The organism is Salipaludibacillus sp. CF4.18 (assembly GCF_051262595.1).
Classification (GTDB): domain Bacteria; phylum Bacillota; class Bacilli; order Bacillales; family Salisediminibacteriaceae; genus Salipaludibacillus; species Salipaludibacillus neizhouensis.
The window spans coordinates 43881-64413 of sequence record NZ_JBIMEV010000014.1 but is presented as its reverse complement, the minus strand read 5'-3'; the positions used below and the strand labels follow the sequence as shown (position 1 = coordinate 64413).

Here is a 20533-nt window from a genome sequence, read left to right as displayed (position 1 = left end):
AACAGGGGAGAAAGTTTTGATGAATACAAACTATGACTATCGCAATCCAATCATTGAGCAGAGAGCAGATCCTTGGGTTTATAAACATGAAGACGGTTATTATTATTTCACTGGTTCTGTACCGGAATACGATCGGATTGAAGTAAGAAGAGCAACGACGATTGAAGGCTTAGCCGAGGCGGATCCTGTAACTGTTTGGAAAAAGTACGAATCGGGACCTTTAAGTGCAAATATTTGGGCGCCGGAAATTCACTTTATTAATAATAAGTGGTATATCTACTTCGCCGCTGCAGGAACAACAGAGACGACCGATGGCTTGTTTGACCACAGAATGTTTGCACTAGAGTGTGATGCGGAAAATCCGCTAGAGGGTTCATGGATGGAGAAGGGGCAAGTAAAAACCAAGTGGGAAACCTTTTGCCTTGATGCAACATCATTTGAACATCTTGGAGAACAGTATTATGTGTGGGCGCAGAAAGATCCTGAGATTAAAGGGAACTCTAATTTGTATATATCAAAGATGGAGAATCCTTGGACACTGACAGGTGACCAAGTGATGATTACTACCCCTGAATATGAATGGGAAAAAATCGGTTATCTTGTGAATGAAGGAGCTGCTGTGTTGAAACGGAATGGTAAGATTTTTATGACTTACTCCGGTAGCGCAACAGACCATAACTATTGCATGGGTATGTTGCATGCTGATGAGTCTTCCGATTTGCTTGATCCAGCTTCATGGAAAAAGTCTGACGTACCTGTGTTTCAAACGAGTGAAAGAAACGGACAATATGGTCCAGGCCATAACAGCTTTACCGTGAGCGAAGATGGTGAAAAAGATGTGCTCATTTATCACGGAAGAAGTTATAAAGAAATCGAAGGAGACCCTTTGTATGACCCAAATCGACATACAAGGGCTAAGGTAATAGAGTGGGGAGAGGATGGGTTTCCGGTATTTGGAGAGCCGAAACCTGACGCTTAATGCCAGGATTCCTTTCTACTAATGGAGAACAGAGCATAAGTAACAAGCTCTGTTCTTTTTTCTCACAAGATACTTACAGATGGACTTTTAGATAAAGGGGAGATGAGGAGCGTTGAAGTCAAAAACAATTTATGCAGGGGTTGGAATACTAGTTGTTGTCGTAGTCGTTTCAGCGGTCATGCTGGGCTTCCCACTTCGTGATGACGGAAAGACCGATAATGGAAATCAGGATAAAGGGGAATTAGCAATGTTCGGTGACATTGGGGACTTCATTCAAGATGAGGTTGACGACCCCGCTCATGACCCTGCAATAATCAAGGACCAAAATACATATTATGTTTTTTCCACAGGGAAATTGCAAAATCAAGAAGATCCGGGTGGAATTTACATTAGAAAATCAGAAGGTACTTTGGAAGGGGAATGGGAAGCTATTGGTGAAATTCCAGCTCCTGACTGGATAAAAGAGTATGGACCAAATCACTTGTGGGCTCCACAAGTTGTAAAAAGAGAAGATGAATACTATTTGTATTATGCTACTTCTTCTTTTGGCTCGAATAATTCTGCAATTGGTGCGGCAAGTTCGAAAACACCAGGAGATCCTGAAAGCTGGATTGATCACGGACCCGTTTTTACTTCACAGCAAGGGTCGGAAGATTATAATGCCATTGATCCCCACGTGTTTGAAGCCGATGACTCGTGGTGGATTGCCTTTGGTTCCCATTTCAGTGGCATCAAGCTACAGAAAATGGCAAGTCAGACGGAGGTAGAGGGAGAAATTTATACGCTTGCAAACAGGCCCGGGGTCGCGCATAACCCAATTGAAGCACCTACAATAATAGAAAAAGGAAATTACTTTTATTTATTTACATCTTGGGATCAGTGCTGTAATGGAACAGATAGCACTTATAAAATTGCAGTTGGCCGCTCGGAGTCTGTTACGGGACCTTATGTTGACAAAGATGGTGTTCCTCTTGAAGAGGGAGGAGGAACAGTAATTCTTAGTACGAAAGGTGATCAGATTGGTCCAGGAGGTCAAGATATTCTCCAAGAAGGTGATATAGATTATTTAATTTACCATTATTACGACGGAGATGCAGATGGGGTCATCCGAATGCAAATCCGCTCATTGGACTGGCAAGAGGAGTGGCCGAAACAAATCAATTAATAGAATGATGTCAGGTTCTTTCCTGCGATTTACTAAGAGGTGGTTCAAGTTTCCCTCACGCTTATAGCATTAACCTAGTCAGCAAAAAATAGGGATTAACTTGTATGTATTATTCAGTTGACTAATTTCTAAAGTGATATTTTTAAAAAGAAACCCTCTAAAACAGGGATTTATATATGTTACTTTGATATAATACACTGTACGTATAAGTTTAGATTGAGAGGTGTTTATGGGGACAAAGTATAGTAACGTTAAAGATAAAATAAAGTCGGCAATTTTAGAAGGTTATTTTCAACCTCATCAAAAGATAGGGTCTGAAAGCGACTTGATGAAACAACATCAAGTCAGTAGGCATACGGTTCGAAAGGCAATTGACGATTTGGTGAATGAAGGATGGCTTTATAAAAAGCAAGGCGTCGGTTCATTCTGCGCAGATCGCTCACTTAATAAAGAAAGTGCTATTGGAATAGGGAAAAATATTGCTGTGATAACGACCTATTTCTCTGATTATATTTTTCCAACAATCATTCGTGGTGCTGAAGCCTTTCTAAGTGAAAATGGATATCAGGTCACCATATTTAGCACGAACAATAATATTGACCAAGAACGGCGATGCATTGAGTCTGTGATATCACAATCTTTTGATGGTTTAATTGTGGAACCAACAAAAAGTGCATTACCAAATCCAAATATCAATTACTATTTAAACCTTGAAAGAATGCGGATTCCTTATGTGATGATAAACGCTTACTATGAAGAGCTGGAACCAATTCACGTTATTATGGATGATGTAGGAGGTGGATATTTGCAAACGGAGCATTTGATAAAACTAGGACATGAAAATATCATCGGTTTTTTTAAAAACGATGATATACAAGGGTCTAAGCGTATGAAAGGTTTTATTAAAGCGCATCGAAGCGCAGGTCTTCCTGTAAGTCCTCAAAATATTATAACGTACACCACCGAATCAAAGGATTCGAAGCCGGTTGAGGAATTACGTAAAAAGTTACAAGATACACAAAGACCAACGGCGATTGTCTGTTATAACGATCAACTGGCCTTGATGCTATTAGATGTTATCAGGGAAATGAATATACAGATTCCCGAGCAAATATCCATTGTAGGGTTTGATGATTCACCACTATCAATGGCCTCAGAAGTAAAGTTGACGACAATCAAGCACCCAAAGGTCAACATGGGGATAGATGCTGCGAAAACTATTTTAAAGTTAATCGAGCAAAATAATGAGTCCTCCGGCAAGTTTGAAGTAGTTTCTACACAGTATAAACCAGAATTGGTTTTGAGGAACTCTACGGGGAGAAATAATATAAAGGAAATCACCTAATTTTGTGTAAAAATTGAAAGCCCCTTTTAGATGTGATTCCCAAAAGTTTGAATTTTATATTAGCAGTAAATTGGTTGGCGTGAATTCGGTATTGAACCGGACTTGTGCTTGCCAATTTTTTTTTAATACACGTAGCATTACCAGGAGAGTTTTCTTGTTACAATAAACCAGAAAGATTTCTGCGGGCGAATTTTCAGAACAGTTTCGCAAACATACTTTGAAACAAGAAATAAAAGATATTGTCAGGAGCAAGATTATTGAAAAGGTTAGTAAATGAAATTAGCAATGTAACTAGTCGAACACCTAAGGGGAACCATATTCGAGAGAAAAATTTTTGATGCTATTCCCTGAAGATTATCTTATCATTAAGATAGGACTTATATGTTGAAACACTTGACGAACATATATTGAAAGGTGCTGAAATCCATGGGAATTAGATATTCTGATAACAATATAAATCGACTGGAATCCATCACTGATGAACACACCTTTAATGAATATGTATTTCCGGATATGAAAATTGAATTTGAACTCTATCGGATGCATGTAAGAAGTGCTAAGAGCACCTGGAATTATCCAGCACACGAGCATCCTCTGTATGAGATTAACTTAGTCACGCGAGGTAAGCAGGTTTTTTATATCCATGGGGAAAGGTACGAGCTAGAGGAGGGCGACTTAGTATTAGTACGACCAGGAGACGTTCATTCCAGCTCGGGTTTGGAAAAGTCCGAGGAAGGATTTAATTACTTTTGTGTTCATTTTAATATTGATGATAAATTACTACTACCTTATTTCAAAAAAACAACGGATACATTCTATCATGCCAACTCCGTGTTAACTAGAAGTATTCGCCCTCTACTAGATCGCTTAATAAACTTTTCACAACAAACTAAATTAAGTTTTGCTGATAAGATGAATTTGCACTCGATTATGTTTGAATTGTTGGCGATCACGGTATCATGTTTGGAAAAAGACCAAAAAAAGCATGAAAAAGTTTCCGAACAGACATTTAAAGTAGCGTATCAAATTGCTCAAGAAATTGATCAATTGATTAGAAAAGCCTCTCATAAGGAAGATATTCAGGAGAGTATTGTTCGAATTGAAGAGGTTGCAAACCATTTAGACATTAGTGTTTCCTATTGTAATAAAGTATTCAATAAAGTTTTTGATATGTCTCCGCGACAATATGTAACCTTTAGAAAGTTGAATGATTCAAAAAGCCTTCTCATTCAAGAAAAGTATTCTATTGAACAAATTGCCTTTATGATGGGCTATCATGACTCCTCTCACTTCAGTCGTCAATTTAAAAGGTGGACGGGCTTATCACCAAGTCAATATCGAGAAACCCAACACAGTATACCCGAGATAGCTGAGACTTAAGGACGTTACTATCTCGGTTTTTTAACGTGCTAAATGAGATTTGAAACCGTGAATTACCGATTTGGACAAATCGTCCTACCGAAATGTACATCGATGTAACTGCGATTTATTGATAAAGTAAACCTAACTAATTAATGAATATAAAAAAACAATGCAGGAGTGATTAGTTTGGCAGAAAATATTTTTTATAATGCTCACCATTCACCGATTGGATCCTTCTCCAGTTTCACGCTAGGTTTTAAAGGAGCTAAAGGCGGATTAGGGTTGGAACTAGATAAACCCGCCGATGAAAGCGTGTTCATTGGATTAGAAAAAAGAGACAGTGACGAATACGAGGCTCTTCCTTTCTTTCATGATCCTTCCGAAGATCTTGCTAGGTTTGGTGTAGGAAATGACGAGGCTAAGACAGATGCTCAATTAATTACGGCATTTAACGATGAGGACATTAGTCGCGAACTTAAGCTTGGCACGGATACATGGAGGGCTAAAGATTTGACTTTTAAAATATATAATCCTGTGATTTCGGTTCCGGATTCTGAAAAAGCGTCTGCTGATGAATTGCAAAAAGCGCTTTTACCTGCTGTATTTGCTAAAGTAACCATTGATAATACGGGGTGTGATAAACCTAGAAAAGCATACTTTGGTTATCAGGGGAATGATCCGGTTGCAGCGATGCGTCGACTTGATGATACAAGTGATGGAGAGTTCACAGGTGTTGGGCAAGGGAGACAAACAGCAATTGTCTCTAATGACCTAGGGGTGAAATCCGGACTTGGTTTTTCGATCGATAAAGTTCTTTCTGTTTCTCATGAAGTAAATTATGGTTTCGGACTTGGACTAGCGGGTGCTCTTTTGATGGAAGTGCCTGCAAATGAGAAAAAGGAATTCACCTTTGCGATTTGTTTTTACAAAGGCGGAATTGTAACTAGTGGTATTGACACTCAGTATACATACTCGCGTTACTTTTCATCTATTGAAAAGGTAGCAAAGTATGCGCTCGCGAACCAGGCTGTTTTCATGAAAGAATATGAAGCGACTAATTCCCTGATTGATCAAGGACATTTAAACGATGATCAGAAATTTATGATGGCTCATTCTATTAAGAGCTATTATGGTAATACGCAAATGTTGGATGATATGCAAGGCAAACCAATGTGGGTGGTCAATGAAGGGGAGTACCGCATGATGAATACCTTTGACTTGACCGTCGACCAGTTGTTTTTTGAATTGAAACTGAATCCATGGATGGTTAAAAATGAGTTAGAATTATTTGTAGAACGATACAGCTATCGAGACAATGTTCGTTTTCCTAATGAAGAGCAACTCCACGAAGGTGGACTCAGTTTCACGCATGATATGGGCGTTTCGAATGTGTTTTCTAGACCTGGTCATTCGGCCTATGAAGTCGCAGGAATCAAAGGTTGTTTCTCTTATATGACGCATGAAGAGTTAATTAACTGGTTGTGTTGTACGACTGTTTACGTGCATGAGACGAAGGATATGGATTTTGCAAAACGTCATTTAAATGTGTTGAAGGACACGTTTCAAAGTATGATTAACCGCGACAATCCTAATCCGGAGTTACGAAACGGTCTCATGGGATTAGACAGCTCCAGGACTGAGGGTGGGGCTGAAATTACCACCTATGATAGTTTAGATGTTTCACTAGGACAAGCCCGTAATAATATTTATATTGCGACGAAGTGTTGGGGAGTATATGTCGCCTTAGAGAAGCTGTTCAAAGATTTAGGGGAAGAAGCGCTGTCCAAGCTTGCTGCGAGTCAATCGGAAAAATGTGCAACAACTATTGCAAATGAAATGACAGAAGATGGCTATATTCCAGCAGTAATTCTTGAAGGAAATAATTCTAAGATTATCCCTGCAATCGAAGGTCTCGTGTTTCCATATTTCACAGGGTGTACAGAAGCCCTGGACGAGAATGGGAAGTTTGGTTACTTTATAAAAACATTAAAAGAGCATATCACTACTGTTCTTAAGCCAGGTACGTGTATTTTTGATGACGGAGGCTGGAAGCTCTCTTCTACGAGCGACAATTCATGGTTAAGTAAAATATATCTTTGTCAGTTTGTCTATCGTCACATTTTAGGATTTGAGTGGGATGAGCAAGGAGAAGCATCTGACAAAGCTCACGTCGAGTGGTTAACTCATCCGGAATTATCCTATTGGAGCTGGAGCGATCAAATTATTGCGGGGGAAATTTCTGCAAGTAGATATTACCCACGTGGTGTGACGAGTATTTTATGGTTGTTAGAGGGACGAGAAAGTAACTAAGTTTGTAAAATTTATGTTCTAGATCACTTATCATTCTGCGATGAGTGATCTAGAATTGCTAAAGACCATCAGACTTTGAATCTGATGGTCTTTACCTTTTTTATGCTAATAGAAAAACGGGAAGAGTAATCGTCTTATTCCAAAAAACGGGAAACGGTGACGTCTAAATCGACGAAAACGTCTCGGATACCCATATCCTGGTCCACCATATCCATACCCGAGAGCTCCCCCATAACCGTCAAAACCAGCATATCCGCCATATCCAAAACCGAATTGACGCTCATTTTCGTGGTGATTGTTATCCATATCGCCTTCAGGTACCAGCATCTCCACACCGTTCTGGTCAATGCCATCAATAATTCCGTCGTGAACCTGCCCATCGGTAGTTTCTAATTGTACTAAATGATTATTGTACTGTTGACACAAGTCGTGCATGTGTTGTTGATGTGCTGCAGGATCCACAGCACCTGGTTGTTGTTGCATATGGTTGTTTTGCTGGCCGCCACCGAAACCAGGACCATGTCCGTGACCGGCGCTATTGTGCATCTGATTCATATTATTATAAGTCATATTCATTCTCCCTCCTTACACGGTTATCATATTGAGTGAAGTGGGTGTTTGTGCATAAAAATTACAGGCTTTATGAGTAAAAAATTTGTTATGATAAAGTGAAGATGCAATTGTCTAATTATTTAGTTACTCGGGGGGATTAGAATGTCTATGAATACAAAAGTAAAAGTCCAAGGAGAGCGTTGGTTTCCATCGGAGCAGAGTTTCTCAGACGAAATGAAAGAGTTATGGGGAGATTGGTACTGTGATTCAGAAGTGGGCAAGCTTCGTGCCGTACTTATGCATCGTCCTGGATCAGAAATAGAAGGAATTACAGAAGGAAATTTTGAAAAATATCGTTTTCGCGCTCCAATTGAACCCACTAGAGCAAGGCAACAGCAAGATGCTCTAGCAGAGATTTATCGGGCCCACGGTGTGGATGTTCATTATGTAGAAAACCAGCGTACTGATCGTCCTAACGCAATGTTTATGAGAGATCTTGTATTCATGACACCGGAGGGAGCAATCGTTTGCCGCCCAGCGATTCCAGCTCGACGCGGAGAAGAAAAAGCGGTTGCTAGAACATTAGCCTCATTAGGAGTACCAATTATTAAGACTATAAATGGAAGCGGATATTTTGAAGGTGCAAGCGCAATGTGGGTGAATCGTGACACAGTTGTCATTGGTACAGGTAGTCGCACGAACGAAGATGGGGCAAGGCAAGTAGAGACCGAATTGCGAAATATTGGCGTTAAAAACATTATTCGTAAACAAATTCCATACGGATCGATTCATTTAGATGGATATATGAATATGATTGATAAAAACAAATTACTCGTCTTTCCATGGCATATCACCTATGATTGTGCCAAGCAGTTACAAGACCTTGGGGTAGAAATAATTGAAGTTACAAATATTGAAGAATTAAAGCAAGGTATGAGCATGAACTTTGTTGCACTGGAACCAGGAAAGGTAATTTCTCCTGCAGGCAGTCCAGAAACGAAAGCACTACTCGAATCACATGGAGTGGAGGTCATCGAAGTGGAGATGGACGAAATTATGAACGGTTGGGGAGCCATCCACTGCATGACCGCATTTCTCAAACGAGATCCAATAGTAAACGAATAAAACTTAAATCATCCTGCAGGTTATCAAGCTGGATGATTTGAACAAGCAAGAGCTAAAGAGACAACGGTTAATGAGAGAACAGGGCGAATGAATAAAAAGAAACGCTTTGGCAAGTCATTAGCGAATAAAGCACCTTCTATGTTATTGACTAACAAGTTAAAGTACGACGAGAAAGCATTAAAGAAAATCGATACATATAAAGTGAAAGCGAGTCAGTACAACCATTTTGAGGAGACCTATATAGTGCTTTTCTTATCATGAATGTGAAGGATAATCTGAAAGAAATAGATCGAGATTCATGTATCAAAAAGTGGGAAGGCTTTAAGGCTTCTCATGATCGTGAGATCGAGCGCTTAAGAACCAGTATTCGAACGATTGCAAGTATGGGTGTTTAATTTAGAGGCAACGGTTTTGAAATGAGCCGACAGAACGCCAACGTAGTCCATTAGGACAAGCGTGGTTCATGAAAGTCTAAGGGAACAAGGTGAGTGTCTGTATCAGACAAGTGAGATATAGAAGAAACCTAAAAGTACCTTAGAACCCACCGAATTCATTCGTGTGGAGTTTCAGATATGTTATAATTTATTGAACAGGAAAGTGCCTTAAAGTAGGAGGGAAATACTTTTGCAGTTTTTAAGAAAAGGTCATTACAAAGAATTAGAACAGGCTGCTATTGAGAAGATTGAGCCAGTTTATTGATATAAATACCGTATTTATTGCAAAAAACGATAAGGAAACAGTTGAAATCACTCATTCATTCAATCGCGATTATATGATTATTGAAGAGGGGTTTGAGACAAAATATAGTGAGTCGTATTGACAATATATCGTTGAAAATGGCCGTGAGTCATTTCTCGTGGAAGATTTAAATGAACATGTTTTGACTAAGGGAATGCTCGTAACAAAAGAACTTGGTGGCGGGACGTTACTTGGTGTTCCTATAACGTATGGAGATTCTCAAAATAACTACGGAACACTTTGTGGAATAGATAATAAGCCCCGTAAGTTCAAGGATGAAGAAAGAGAATTATTCCAAACGATGGCAACGCTTCTTGGCTATGTCATAGATTTAGATGAAGCGAAGAGCAGGATTCAAAATTATTCTGTGCCGATTGTTCCGATAGAGGAGGGAGTTGTAGTCTTGCCGCTTGTAGGCGAGGTGGATGAGGTTCGCTCTGAGATTATCCTGGAACAAGTATTAACGAAAAGTTATCAGGATGGTATAGATTATTTTATTATTGATGTTTCGGGTCTTGTTTATGATGACAAATCGGTTACAAACAACCTTTTCAAACTTACCCAATCCTTGAAATTACTAGGAGCGATCCCTGTACTGACAGGTGTAAGGCCAGATCAAGCGATGGATTTTCAAAAAAACGAAACAGGTATTTCTGATCTGACAGTAAAGGCAAATTTGAAAGAAGCATTAAATTGGATTGGCTTTCAATTAATAAAAAATAATTCAACCAATGGATCCCCTGTATATAAGGGGATCTTTTTGTTTAGAAAGATAATTCATATAAATTATTGGTTTTTTAGAGATTGTTGTTATCGTTGAACAATTCTCGAATCCGCTCTAGGCGGATGCTTTCTGTGGGCAATGCTTCAGTCTCCTCGGACATGTATATGTGTCTTTTCCTCTGTCAGTAACGCTCTGAACTAAATGATAGATAGAATATAATTTGTAAAAATTTGTTGTATAACTATGTAGATATTAGTACAATTGGCTTATTATAGTAAATAAAAGTTTAATAGAAATATAGGTGGATAACGATGGTATTCGATGGTGTTGTTCTATCAATTTTGGTTGGTTTTATTAGAAAAGGCAGTTTAAAAGGGTTAGCTTATTTAGAATTAAAAGGTGCACTTATTTTCCCTATCATCTTAGTAATACAAGTTCTAGTCTATCTATTTCAGGATAAACTTCCAATTTTAGGTGCCGCAAGTAGCTATATTTTTATGGCTGTTTATATAGTAGGTTTATATTTCCTTTGGTTAAACAGGAATTTACACGGATTTCTATTAATATTTACAGGTGTCTTTTTAAATTTCTTAGTGATGGCAGTTAATGGTGGTAGAATGCCAGTATCGCTTGAGGCAGCGGAAATACTAGATCCAATATATATCGAAGTTTTAAAGAACGGTATATATGGTAAACATGCTTTACTTACAGAAAGTACGAGGGTAGCATTTCTAGGGGATGTTATCCCCGTGACACTTCCATTTCGGAACGGACAAGTGATAAGTATAGGTGATGTCTTAATGAATATTGGTGTATTTCTGTTTATACAGGAGACTATGGTCAATCATGAGAAACGGGCAACGGATGAGGTTAAATTAAGCTAAAAAGGAGGTGAATAATATGAAAAATATTAAAATCACAAAGGTTATTGTGAACATTGCTATTTTAACTTCTGTTATTGTAGCTTTAACATCAGGCTTTAAACTAGTATAATTATTAGTCAAAAGGGGAGTGGAAACACTCCCTCTAATTAAAAATGTTAAGAGTGTGATAAGTGTGACTAATGTTCGTAAATCCCACATCTATATAGCAATCATTTCTTTGTCCGGATTTATTCTATTTTTGTTGACTATTAATAATTCATTTAATATAGAGGCTGCTAAATGGACAACTGTCCTTCTATTAATTCTCTCTATCATATTGCTTAATCATTTCATTGTTATTCTTCCTCCTAAAGGGAACGCTCTGTCTCTAGATTCTGCTATTTATTTGGCTTCAACCTTTGTTTTTGGTATTGAGGTTACGCTAATAGTATTGTTTTGGAGCAGTATAATTTTCGGTTTGTATCAGTATAAAGTTGTCTGGTGGAAACATGTATTTAATTTTTCGATTTATTCTTTAATGATCATAGCAGCATACCACTCGTTTATTTACACGGGGGGGATTGTTGGGGCGATAGAGATTGAACAGCTTGTTCCTTATGTTATTGCATTATTTATCTATTTTGCTTTGAATGTTCTTTTGGTAGGGATCTATTTCATACTATTAGAAACAGAAAGTCTTTTAAAAGTGATAAAAGGAATGGTAAAAGAAACAATTTCTAGTTACTTAAGTACACTCGTTCTTTCTATTATATTAGGTATGTTAATAACGTCATACCAAAACTTCGGCTTAATCCTATTCACTAGTGTTGTTGTTCTACTTTCTATTGTATTCAGACAATATTTTGTTCTATATGAAGAGGTTTCCAAAAAGGCTAATTTTGATGAGTTAACTACGCTTTATAATCATAGTCACTTTAAAGAAGTAATTGATGATTATCTTATGACTAAGAAAGCTGATACATTGAGCTTGGCTTTTATCGATATCGATGATTTTAAAAAATACAATGACTATCACGGACATGTATCCGGAGATGAATTGTTGAAGTACTTTGGCAAGCAGTTAAGAGAAAAATGTGAAAAGAACGGTTGGTTTGCAGCTCGCTATGGCGGAGAAGAATTCGTTATCTTACTGCCGGAAGTTAAGGGTTGTGAAGCTTCGAAGTACATAAATAAACTGCGAAAAGAGATTAATGATTCTTATTTCAAAGGTGTGGAAATACTTCCACATGGATGTTTATCCTTTTCTGGTGGAGTCGTGGAATACGAAAGTGATTTTTATAACTCTGCGGAATTTATCGGCAAGGCCGACCAGGCAATGTATCGGGCCAAGTCTGAAGGGAAAAATGCCGTTCACCTTTATCACAAAAATGATCTCGATTCTTCTTTAATAGATTATGAAAAAGAGGTTGATCACTTAGAACAGCAGTTAAGATTTTTTCTATATAAAGATATTTCTACTTATCAACATAGTAAACGAGTATTTCAATATGCGGTTAAATTCTCTAATGAGTTAGATCTGACGGACCATGAAAAAAAGGTCTTAGTTTTAGGGGCTTTAATTCATGACATAGGTAAGATTGAAATTCCTAGAGAAATTATTAATAAAAAAACGAAATTAGAACAAGCTGAATGGGAAATGATCAAACAGCATGTTACGTGGGGCAAAGAAATTGTTTCTACGGATAAAGCATTACAGCATTTAGTTCCGTTAGTGGAGCTTCATCATGAAAGATACGATGGAAAAGGTTATCCGCATGGATTAAAAGGGGAAGAAACACCGAAACTGGCACGAATCCTTTGTATCATAGATTCGTTTGATGCGATGACAACCGAGCGACCTTATCAATCTACAAAGTCTTTTGCACAGGGGATTGAAGAGCTTGAAAAATGTTCGGGAACACAATTCGATCCAGAGTATGTGCCCTACTTTATTGAAATGATTAAACGACAGTACCAGATTGATAAATAGATGTAGAAGTAAAACGAGGTAGAGTACGATATCTATCTTGTTTTTTTTTTTTGTGCAAATTTTCCATGTAATGACTTACACTGTGTTAGTGAATCTCTGAATAAAGAGTACCGAGTATAGAAAAATCTGGTAGTTTATCTTACATAAAACCTTAATACTACAACCTTTGCATATAGAATATGCTATACATAAGGTAAAAGCTAATTTATGTTAGAAATACTTATATATCAAGCGAGGTAGAGGAAGAGAGATCATATATGAAGTGGCCAGATATTTCTATTTTACAATTTGATCATTCAGATTTTAGGATCATTTAACATTATGTATAGTGTATTGTACAACAATTACCCGTACAATCGATTTAACCTTACAATAGTCAGTAAATTAACAATATTCAAACTACGGAGGTTATAATAATAGGAAGATAAGGTTTTTCTTATTATAGACCTAATTTTCGAGGAGGGAATAGCAATGTCAGATAATGTTAAAATCGGCTTAATACAAGCTTCTAATGATGTTCATGGAGACCAACCGATTGAGATTCATAAAGAAAAAGCAATTGAAAAGCATATTAAACTTGTAAGAGAGGCTAAAGATAAAGGTGCTCAAATCATTTGTTTACAGGAGATCTTTTACGGCCCATATTTTTGTTCGGAACAAAATACAAAATGGTATGATGCTGCGGAAGAAATTCCAAATGGTCCAACAACAAAATTATTTCAGGATTTGGCGAAAGAATTAGAAGTCGTTATCGTCTTGCCTATTTATGAGAGAGAAGGAATCGCTACTTATTATAATACAGCCGCGGTGATTGACGCCGATGGATCCTATTTAGGAAAATATCGCAAACAACATATCCCTCATGTAGGTGTAGGAGATAACGGTCATGGTTTTTGGGAGAAATTCTATTTTAAACCTGGTAATCTAGGTTATCCGGTTTTTGACACAGCTTATGCAAAGATTGGTGTCTATATTTGTTATGATCGTCATTTTCCAGAAGGTGCAAGATTATTAGGCTTACATGGCGCCGAAATTGTTTTTAATCCTTCAGCGACTGTAGCTGGATTATCGGAATATTTATGGAAACTTGAACAGCCAGCTCATGCCGTTGCGAACGGTTATTATGTTGGTGCAATTAATAGAGTCGGACTAGAGGCTCCCTGGGAAATGGGAGAATTTTATGGTCAATCATATTTAGTTAACCCACGAGGAGAATTTGTTTCGATGGCAAGTCGTGACCAAGACGAAGTCATCATTGGTGACATGGATAAAAAATTGATTCGTGAAGTCCGTGACACGTGGCAGTTTTATCGGGACCGTCGACCAGAAACTTACGAAGATATGACCTCGCTTCTTCCGTAAAAAACTTATTTTCGAAAAGGTTTTTTATTCCAAGGTAAAAAAGTATAAGATGATAGCTTTTTTTACGTAAAAAGTATTAAGGGAAACCCACCCTCCTTTCGAGTAGCACCTACACTCAGTACGAAGGTGCTACTCGGGGTGGTGAATGATCACGCTGTATTTAATAAAAGACGCTGCGCGTTTTTCTTTAGAAACTAACTCTGTAAAGGAGGAACTACTAGTGACCAATAAGGGACCGAACATCTCGCTTCAAGATTTAGAGAGTAACTTTGAAGAAGTAACAAAAGCATTAACAAAGCAAGAGGCGAATGAAGAAGCCGCACGCTGCCTCTATTGTTATGACGCCCCCTGTATTAAAGCTTGCCCAACAGACATTGACATTCCAAAATTCATTAAAAAAATTGCGACAAATAATTTAAAAGGATCTGCTAAAACAATTATGACAGCAAATCCAGTTGGTGCAAGCTGTGCTCGAGTATGTCCGACCGAAGAACTATGTGAAGGGGCATGTGTTCTAAACCATTCTACTACGCCAATCATGATCGGGAATTTGCAACGGTATGCTACAGATTGGGCGATTAAAAATGAACAGGTGCTATTTAAAGCAGGCAAAAAAAACGGCAGGAAAGTAGCAATTGTAGGCGGGGGTCCAGCCGGATTGTCCGCTGCACGTGAACTGGCATTACTAGGGTATAAAGTAACGATTTTCGAAGCGGAAAAAGAATGTGGTGGTTTGAATACCTATGGAATCGTTTCTTTTCGATTGCCCCAAGCTATTTCATTTTGGGAAGTTGATCAAGTAAGGAAACTAGATGTGGAGATTAAGACGAATACAAGAGTCGGTAAAGATGTTTTACCGGAAGAGTTATTGGAAGTTTTTGATTCCGTTGTTTTAGCCATCGGTATGGCCAACGTACCAAGCTTAGGGATAGACGGAGAAAATTTAACAGGTGTTCACGATGCGATTGATTTTGTGAAATCTACTAAATCCGGTGAGCTCAGTGATGAATTTAAACAAAAGCGTATCGTTGTCATTGGTGCAGGAAACACGGCAATTGATGGTGCCACCTGTTCTGTCAGACTAGGTGCAAAAAATGTGAAAATCTTATACCGACGTACAGAGCAAGAGATGACTGCGTATGATTTCGAGTATGAATTCGCCAAACAAGATGGTATAGAGTTTCGTTGGTTGACTTCCCCTAAGAGAATCATTGGCGATGAAAATGGGGTTGTCAAAGGAATCGAATGTTTGAAAATGGAACTGGGGGAAGCGAATGAAGATGGTCGAAGACGACCGGTTCCAGTGGAAGGTTCTGAGTTTGTTCTGGAAGTCGATGGTGTGATAAAGGCAATTGGTCAGTCACGTTACACATCTTTCATTGAAAGTTTTGGATTAGAACATAAAAACGGTGTGGTAAAAGTAGATCTGGAAACCCACCAGACTTCAAATGAGAAGGTGTTCTCTTGTGGAGATGTTATTTTTGGTGAAGGACAAGGGGAAGCAATGGTCGTTTCAGCAGCCCAACAAGGTAAAAATACCGCCTATGCCATACACAAGCAGCTGTTTATGAAAGCTTCGGAAACAGCTTAAAGAATAGTGACATTATGTTGCACGTAGAAAGTGTCCACCTAGATTGAATTTGAGCTATAACAAAAATAAGAGATGTCACGCGAATGATTAAAATGAGGGGGTCATAGAATGGCTGATTTACAGATTAATCTAGCAGGAATTAAATCCCCAAACCCGTTTTGGCTTGCATCGGCTCCTCCTACCAACACCGGTTATCAAGTGCAACGAGCGTTTGAAGCAGGTTGGGGCGGTGCGGTTTGGAAAACCTTAGGGGATCCGATTTTGAATGTTACCTCGCGATTTTCTTCGTTGGATTTTAATGGTCAGCGGATGGCTGGCTTTAATAATATTGAGCTAATTACAGACCGTCCACTAGAAGAAAACTTAAAAGAAATATATGAAACGAAAAAAAGATTTCCCAATCACGCGATCATCGTTTCATTGATGGTGGAACCGCAACAGGATAAGTGGCATGAAATTGTGAAACGAGTAGAAGATGTAGGTGTAGATGGGTTGGAGCTTAACTTCGGCTGTCCCCATGGAATGGCAGAACGAGGCATGGGTTCGGCCTCCGGACAAGTTCCTGAATTAGTGGAAAAGCAGACTTACTGGGCAAAAGAAGTAGCACAAACGCCCGTGATTGTAAAACTGACGCCTAATATCACAGACATTACAGTAACTGCAGAAGCAGCTGTTCAAGGTGGAGCAGATGCCATTAGTATGATTAATACGATTAACAGTCTGACAGGCGTTGATTTGGATACCTGGAATACGGTACCAAATGTTGCGGGAAAAGGAGCGCATGGGGGCTATTGTGGCCCAGCGGTTAAACCAATTGCGTTGAACATGGTAGGGGAATGTGCCAAGAACCCGCGAATTAACGTACCTATTTCTGGAATAGGGGGTATTTCCAATTGGCAGGATGCCGCTGAATTTATGTTAATGGGAGCAACTGGAGTGCAAGTATGTACTGCTGTCATGCATCACGGATTTAGTATTGTTGAAGATATGATCGACGGGCTTAGTAATTACCTGGATGAGAAAAAGGTTAAATCGGTGAATGAGCTAATCGGTAAATCCGTCCCGAAATATACAAATTGGGGAAATTTAGATTTGAATCATACGGTTATTGCAAGAATTAATAACGATGTTTGCATTAACTGTAACAAGTGTCATATTGCCTGTGAGGACGCCTCACACCAATGTATTGATATGCTTAAAGACAGCAACGGAGTGGAGTATTTACAGGTGCGAGAGGAAGACTGTGTCGGTTGTAACTTATGTTCGATCGTCTGTCCGGTTGATGGGGCTATCGATATGCTCGATATTCCTAGTAACCAACCGATGACGTGGAATGAAAGAGAAGCGGTGATTAAGGGGACGAAAGTAAAATCAGAGGTGAATATCGGTAAATAAAAGGAGGGTGCTACAATGAAAAAAATTGTTAAAAACGGAACGATTGTAACTGCATCAGACACTTATCAAGCAGATCTAGCTATTGTAGATGGGAAAATAGCCATGATTGGAACGGATTTGAATGAAGAAGGCGCAGAAGTAGTAGATGCGGATGGTTGTTACGTCTTTCCTGGAGGAGTAGATCCGCACACTCATTTTGAAATGCCATTTGGTGGTACTGTCTCAAAGGATGACTTTGAAACTGGAACGATAGCAGCTGCATACGGCGGGACTACAACAGTAATTGATTTTTGCTTGTCCAGTAAAGGTGAACCATTAAAAAACGCGATTCAAACATGGCATGATAAATCCAAGGATAAAGCAGTTATCGACTATGGTTTTCACCTGATGATAGGCGAAATCACAGATGACGTTTTAAACGAATTACCAATGGTGATAGAGGAGGAAGGTATTACCTCCTTTAAAGTATTTATGGCTTATAAAAACGTCCTGCAAGCCGACGATGAAACATTATTTCGGACTCTGATTACTGCTAAAGAGCTTGGAGCACTGGTAATGGTACATGCGGAAAATGGAGACGTGATCGATTACCTTGTGAAAAAGGCATTGGCTGAAGGAAATACTGATCCGATTTACCATGCGTTAACGAGGCCACCAGAAGCTGAAGGAGAAGCGACCGGGAGAGCTGCACAGTTAACGGGACTTGCACATTCGCAACTTTATGTAGTTCACGTTTCGTGTGCAGAAGCTGTTGAAAAGATTTCAGAAGCTAGAAATAAAGGCTATGACGTTTGGGGAGAGACATGCCCGCAATACCTCGTTCTTGATCAAACCGCATTAGAGAAACCTGATTTCGAAGGGGCGAAATATGTTTGGTCACCACCTCTTCGTGACAAATCAAATCAAGAAGTACTTTGGAAAGCATTGAAAAATGGACAGCTGCAAACATTAGGATCTGATCAATGTTCTTTTGACTTCAAAGGACAGAAGGAATTAGGGAGAGGCGACTTCACTAAAATTCCTAACGGAGGTCCTATGGTCGAAGACAGGGTAAGTATTTTATTTTCTGAAGGCGTCAAAAAAGGCCGACTTACTTTGAATCAATTTGTGGAGATTATGGCCACACGAACGGCCAAGTTATTTGGAGTGTTCCCGCAAAAGGGGACGATTGCCGTGGGCTCAGATGCCGATATTGTTATTTTTGATCCAACCATTGAACGTATCATATCGGTTGACACTCACCATATGGCCGTAGATTACAATGCATTTGAAGGAATGAAAGTAACCGGAGAGCCAGTCACTGTTTTGTCACGTGGTGAGTTTGTCATTAAAGATAAACGATTTGTCGGAAACCCAGGAAGCGGTCAGTATTTAAAACGAAGAAAATATAATGAACAGCAGGAAGGTATTCAAGCATTAACTGTTTCCCCAAGTAAGTGATCGATATGAAAGTGAACAGACGTGACTGCATCCAGAGTAATAGCTGATGAAAGCCTAATAGATAACACCGTTTAATAAAAGACGGCTATGATTCTTCTTATTAAAATGAGATAAGGGGGTGTTGGGATGAGTAAAAAGAGTAGCTATTTAAAGTCACCGGATTTATTGCCTGTTAAACATGCTGACAAAAAAATCAGTTCCTTTGGTTTTATGCTGATGTGGGTCGGTATGGCAGTTGTGTTAGCGGCATTTGCGATAGGTGGCGCTGGTGTTGGAAGCTTACCGTTGGGATGGGTTATTGTTGCTGGCTTTGTGGGATGTGTTGCCGTCGGGGTGTCCATTTCGATCACAGCTGACATAGGTATTGAACATGGACTCTCATTTCCTGTTTATATGAGAGCGCCATTCGGAACGGTAGGAACACATATCCCTTCCGTTACAAGAGGTCTGGCTGCTTCTTTCTGGTTTGGAATAAATACATTTTTTGGCGCAACAGCGATAAACGGTATCCTTATTGTTTTATTCAACTTTGACAATTGGTTCCTCTGTTTTAGTATTTTCGCTTTCGTTCAATTATTGAATACTGCGCTCGGGATAAAAGCAATCGAACGTTTTGCAGATTTAGCGGCACCAGTAATTATCATCATCTCTATTTGGATTTACAGTACACTGTCGGGACGTGCACTCGAGCAGGGGCGTGATATTTGGGTTTGGGTGGAAAATCCTGTTACTGGAGGAGCTGCAGTCACTGCATTTTTCGTCGTCGTATTCAGTGTTATGGGATTTTGGGTAACCCTAGCTGCGGATATTCCTTCGATTTCCCGTCATATAAAAGCTCCAAAACATGAGCGGAATTGGTTTAAACGAAACAAAGCATCTCTGCTTGGAAGTCTCGTAGCAATGCCATTGGCGCAAACATTTATCATTGTTATTGGTGCGGTTTCCTATATCGCAGTGTCCAACGCAGATCCGGTTATTGCGCTTCAAGAAGCGGCGAGTGGTATAGTGCTAGTTATTTTACTAGTCATGATCGTGTTCGCTCAGTGGTCGACAAATATAGCTGCTAACTTGGTTCCGGCAGCAACGATATTCTCTAATGTAGGAGGACCAAAAGTTCCGTATTGGGCAGGCGTGTTCATGGCCGGTATTGCCGGAACAGTCGTACAACCGTGGAATTTATTCGATATTTTAATTCCGGTATTACTAATAGTTGGAGGGATTTTATCGGCGATTGTTGGTATCTTATTTGTTGATTATTATGTCCTGAGAGGAAGAAGAGTGAATGTTCCTGACTTATATGAGAGTAAGGGCCAGTATCGATATTTGAATGGTTTTAATGTCGCTGGATTCATTGCCTGGATAGTTGGTGGTGCGACAGCTTCTATATTATCCAATTATTCATTCGTAGTCGGGTTTGTTGTCGGGGGTGGCGTTTACTACGTTTTAGCTAAATACTGGTGGTTTAAAAAATATAAACAGGCTGAAATTGAAGATCCAGATGATGATAAATATTTAGGAATTACTGTTGGAAGAGACTGGATAATCAAAGATGGAGAAGAGGATAAGGATAAAACAATTGTAGGGTAGGTGGA

15 protein-coding genes are annotated in these 20533 nt (G+C 39.0%); 14 read left to right on the top strand and 1 reads right to left on the bottom strand.

The window, feature by feature from the left end:
* Nucleotides 1-19 precede the first annotated feature (19 nt).
* From ACHABW_RS11235 to ACHABW_RS11215, 5 genes are all read left to right on the top strand, one after another.
* Nucleotides 20-979 (top strand): glycoside hydrolase family 43 protein, encoded by a 960-nt coding sequence (locus ACHABW_RS11235; RefSeq protein ID WP_435755389.1) that lies wholly within the window; start codon nt 20-22, stop codon nt 977-979.
* Between the two features lie 112 nt (nt 980-1091).
* Complete coding sequence (locus ACHABW_RS11230) at nt 1092-2144, top strand: arabinan endo-1,5-alpha-L-arabinosidase (RefSeq protein WP_435755388.1); 1053 nt, start codon at nt 1092-1094, stop codon at nt 2142-2144.
* A gap of 229 nt (nt 2145-2373) precedes the next feature.
* Nucleotides 2374-3489: a GntR family transcriptional regulator gene (locus tag ACHABW_RS11225; protein ID WP_435755387.1), complete on the top strand. Its 1116-nt coding sequence runs from the start codon at nt 2374-2376 to the stop codon at nt 3487-3489.
* Nucleotides 3490-3915: 426 nt separating this feature from the next.
* Entirely contained in the window at nt 3916-4869 is a 954-nt protein-coding gene (locus ACHABW_RS11220) for an AraC family transcriptional regulator (RefSeq protein ID WP_435755386.1), read from the top strand.
* Between the two features lie 168 nt (nt 4870-5037).
* The gene (locus tag ACHABW_RS11215; RefSeq protein ID WP_435755385.1) at nt 5038-7161 is read left to right on the top strand and encodes a glycoside hydrolase family 52 protein; all 2124 of its coding nucleotides are present in this window, start codon (nt 5038-5040) and stop codon (nt 7159-7161) included.
* A 105-nt stretch (nt 7162-7266) separates the two neighbouring features.
* Here the strand turns inward: ACHABW_RS11215 and ACHABW_RS11210 are convergent, their stop codons facing one another.
* Nucleotides 7267-7731 carry a hypothetical protein gene (locus ACHABW_RS11210; RefSeq protein ID WP_435755384.1) on the bottom strand — a complete coding sequence of 155 codons (465 nt, stop codon included), beginning with the start codon at nt 7729-7731 and terminating at the stop codon, nt 7267-7269.
* Between the two features lie 144 nt (nt 7732-7875).
* Between ACHABW_RS11210 and ACHABW_RS11205 the strand changes: the two genes are divergently transcribed.
* The 9 genes from ACHABW_RS11205 to ACHABW_RS11165 all read left to right on the top strand — a co-directional run bounded on the left by ACHABW_RS11205 (nt 7876) and on the right by ACHABW_RS11165 (nt 20528).
* Nucleotides 7876-8838 (top strand): dimethylarginine dimethylaminohydrolase family protein, encoded by a 963-nt coding sequence (locus tag ACHABW_RS11205; protein WP_435755383.1) that lies wholly within the window; start codon nt 7876-7878, stop codon nt 8836-8838.
* An 856-nt stretch (nt 8839-9694) separates the two neighbouring features.
* Entirely contained in the window at nt 9695-10396 is a 702-nt protein-coding gene (locus ACHABW_RS11200; RefSeq protein ID WP_435755382.1) for an STAS domain-containing protein, read from the top strand.
* Between the two features lie 215 nt (nt 10397-10611).
* Nucleotides 10612-11184: a DUF5317 domain-containing protein gene (locus ACHABW_RS11195; protein WP_435755381.1), complete on the top strand. Its 573-nt coding sequence runs from the start codon at nt 10612-10614 to the stop codon at nt 11182-11184.
* A 172-nt stretch (nt 11185-11356) separates the two neighbouring features.
* On the top strand, nt 11357-13153 hold the full coding sequence (locus tag ACHABW_RS11190; protein WP_435755380.1) for a bifunctional diguanylate cyclase/phosphohydrolase: 1797 nt from the start codon (nt 11357-11359) through the stop codon (nt 13151-13153).
* A 471-nt stretch (nt 13154-13624) separates the two neighbouring features.
* Nucleotides 13625-14515 carry a nitrilase-related carbon-nitrogen hydrolase gene (locus tag ACHABW_RS11185; protein ID WP_435755379.1) on the top strand — a complete coding sequence of 297 codons (891 nt, stop codon included), beginning with the start codon at nt 13625-13627 and terminating at the stop codon, nt 14513-14515.
* Nucleotides 14516-14735: 220 nt separating this feature from the next.
* Nucleotides 14736-16106 (top strand): NAD(P)-dependent oxidoreductase, encoded by a 1371-nt coding sequence (locus ACHABW_RS11180; protein ID WP_435755378.1) that lies wholly within the window; start codon nt 14736-14738, stop codon nt 16104-16106.
* Nucleotides 16107-16214: 108 nt separating this feature from the next.
* Nucleotides 16215-17501, top strand: coding sequence for an NAD-dependent dihydropyrimidine dehydrogenase subunit PreA (preA, locus tag ACHABW_RS11175; RefSeq protein ID WP_435755377.1), 1287 nt, complete (start codon nt 16215-16217; stop codon nt 17499-17501).
* Between the two features lie 15 nt (nt 17502-17516).
* Nucleotides 17517-18941, top strand: coding sequence for a dihydropyrimidinase (gene hydA / locus ACHABW_RS11170; protein WP_435755376.1), 1425 nt, complete (start codon nt 17517-17519; stop codon nt 18939-18941).
* A gap of 126 nt (nt 18942-19067) precedes the next feature.
* Nucleotides 19068-20528 carry an NCS1 family transporter gene (locus ACHABW_RS11165; RefSeq protein WP_435755375.1) on the top strand — a complete coding sequence of 487 codons (1461 nt, stop codon included), beginning with the start codon at nt 19068-19070 and terminating at the stop codon, nt 20526-20528.
* The last annotated feature ends 5 nt before the right edge of the window (nt 20529-20533 follow it).

Excerpts from the sequence above, each read along its gene's own strand:
- ACHABW_RS11205 (WP_435755383.1), top strand. The coding sequence starts at position 7,876 with ATGTCTATGAATACAAAAGTAAAAGTCCAAGGAGAGCGTTGGTTTCCA.
- ACHABW_RS11195 (WP_435755381.1), top strand. The coding sequence starts at position 10,612 with ATGGTATTCGATGGTGTTGTTCTATCAATTTTGGTTGGTTTTATTAGA.
- ACHABW_RS11210 (WP_435755384.1), bottom strand. The coding sequence starts at position 7,731 with ATGACTTATAATAATATGAATCAGATGCACAATAGCGCCGGTCACGGA.
- ACHABW_RS11165 (WP_435755375.1), top strand. The coding sequence starts at position 19,068 with ATGAGTAAAAAGAGTAGCTATTTAAAGTCACCGGATTTATTGCCTGTT.
- ACHABW_RS11185 (WP_435755379.1), top strand. The coding sequence starts at position 13,625 with ATGTCAGATAATGTTAAAATCGGCTTAATACAAGCTTCTAATGATGTT.
- ACHABW_RS11235 (WP_435755389.1), top strand. The coding sequence starts at position 20 with ATGAATACAAACTATGACTATCGCAATCCAATCATTGAGCAGAGAGCA.
- preA (WP_435755377.1), top strand. The coding sequence starts at position 16,215 with ATGGCTGATTTACAGATTAATCTAGCAGGAATTAAATCCCCAAACCCG.
- ACHABW_RS11220 (WP_435755386.1), top strand. The coding sequence starts at position 3,916 with ATGGGAATTAGATATTCTGATAACAATATAAATCGACTGGAATCCATC.
- ACHABW_RS11225 (WP_435755387.1), top strand. The coding sequence starts at position 2,374 with ATGGGGACAAAGTATAGTAACGTTAAAGATAAAATAAAGTCGGCAATT.
- hydA (WP_435755376.1), top strand. The coding sequence starts at position 17,517 with ATGAAAAAAATTGTTAAAAACGGAACGATTGTAACTGCATCAGACACT.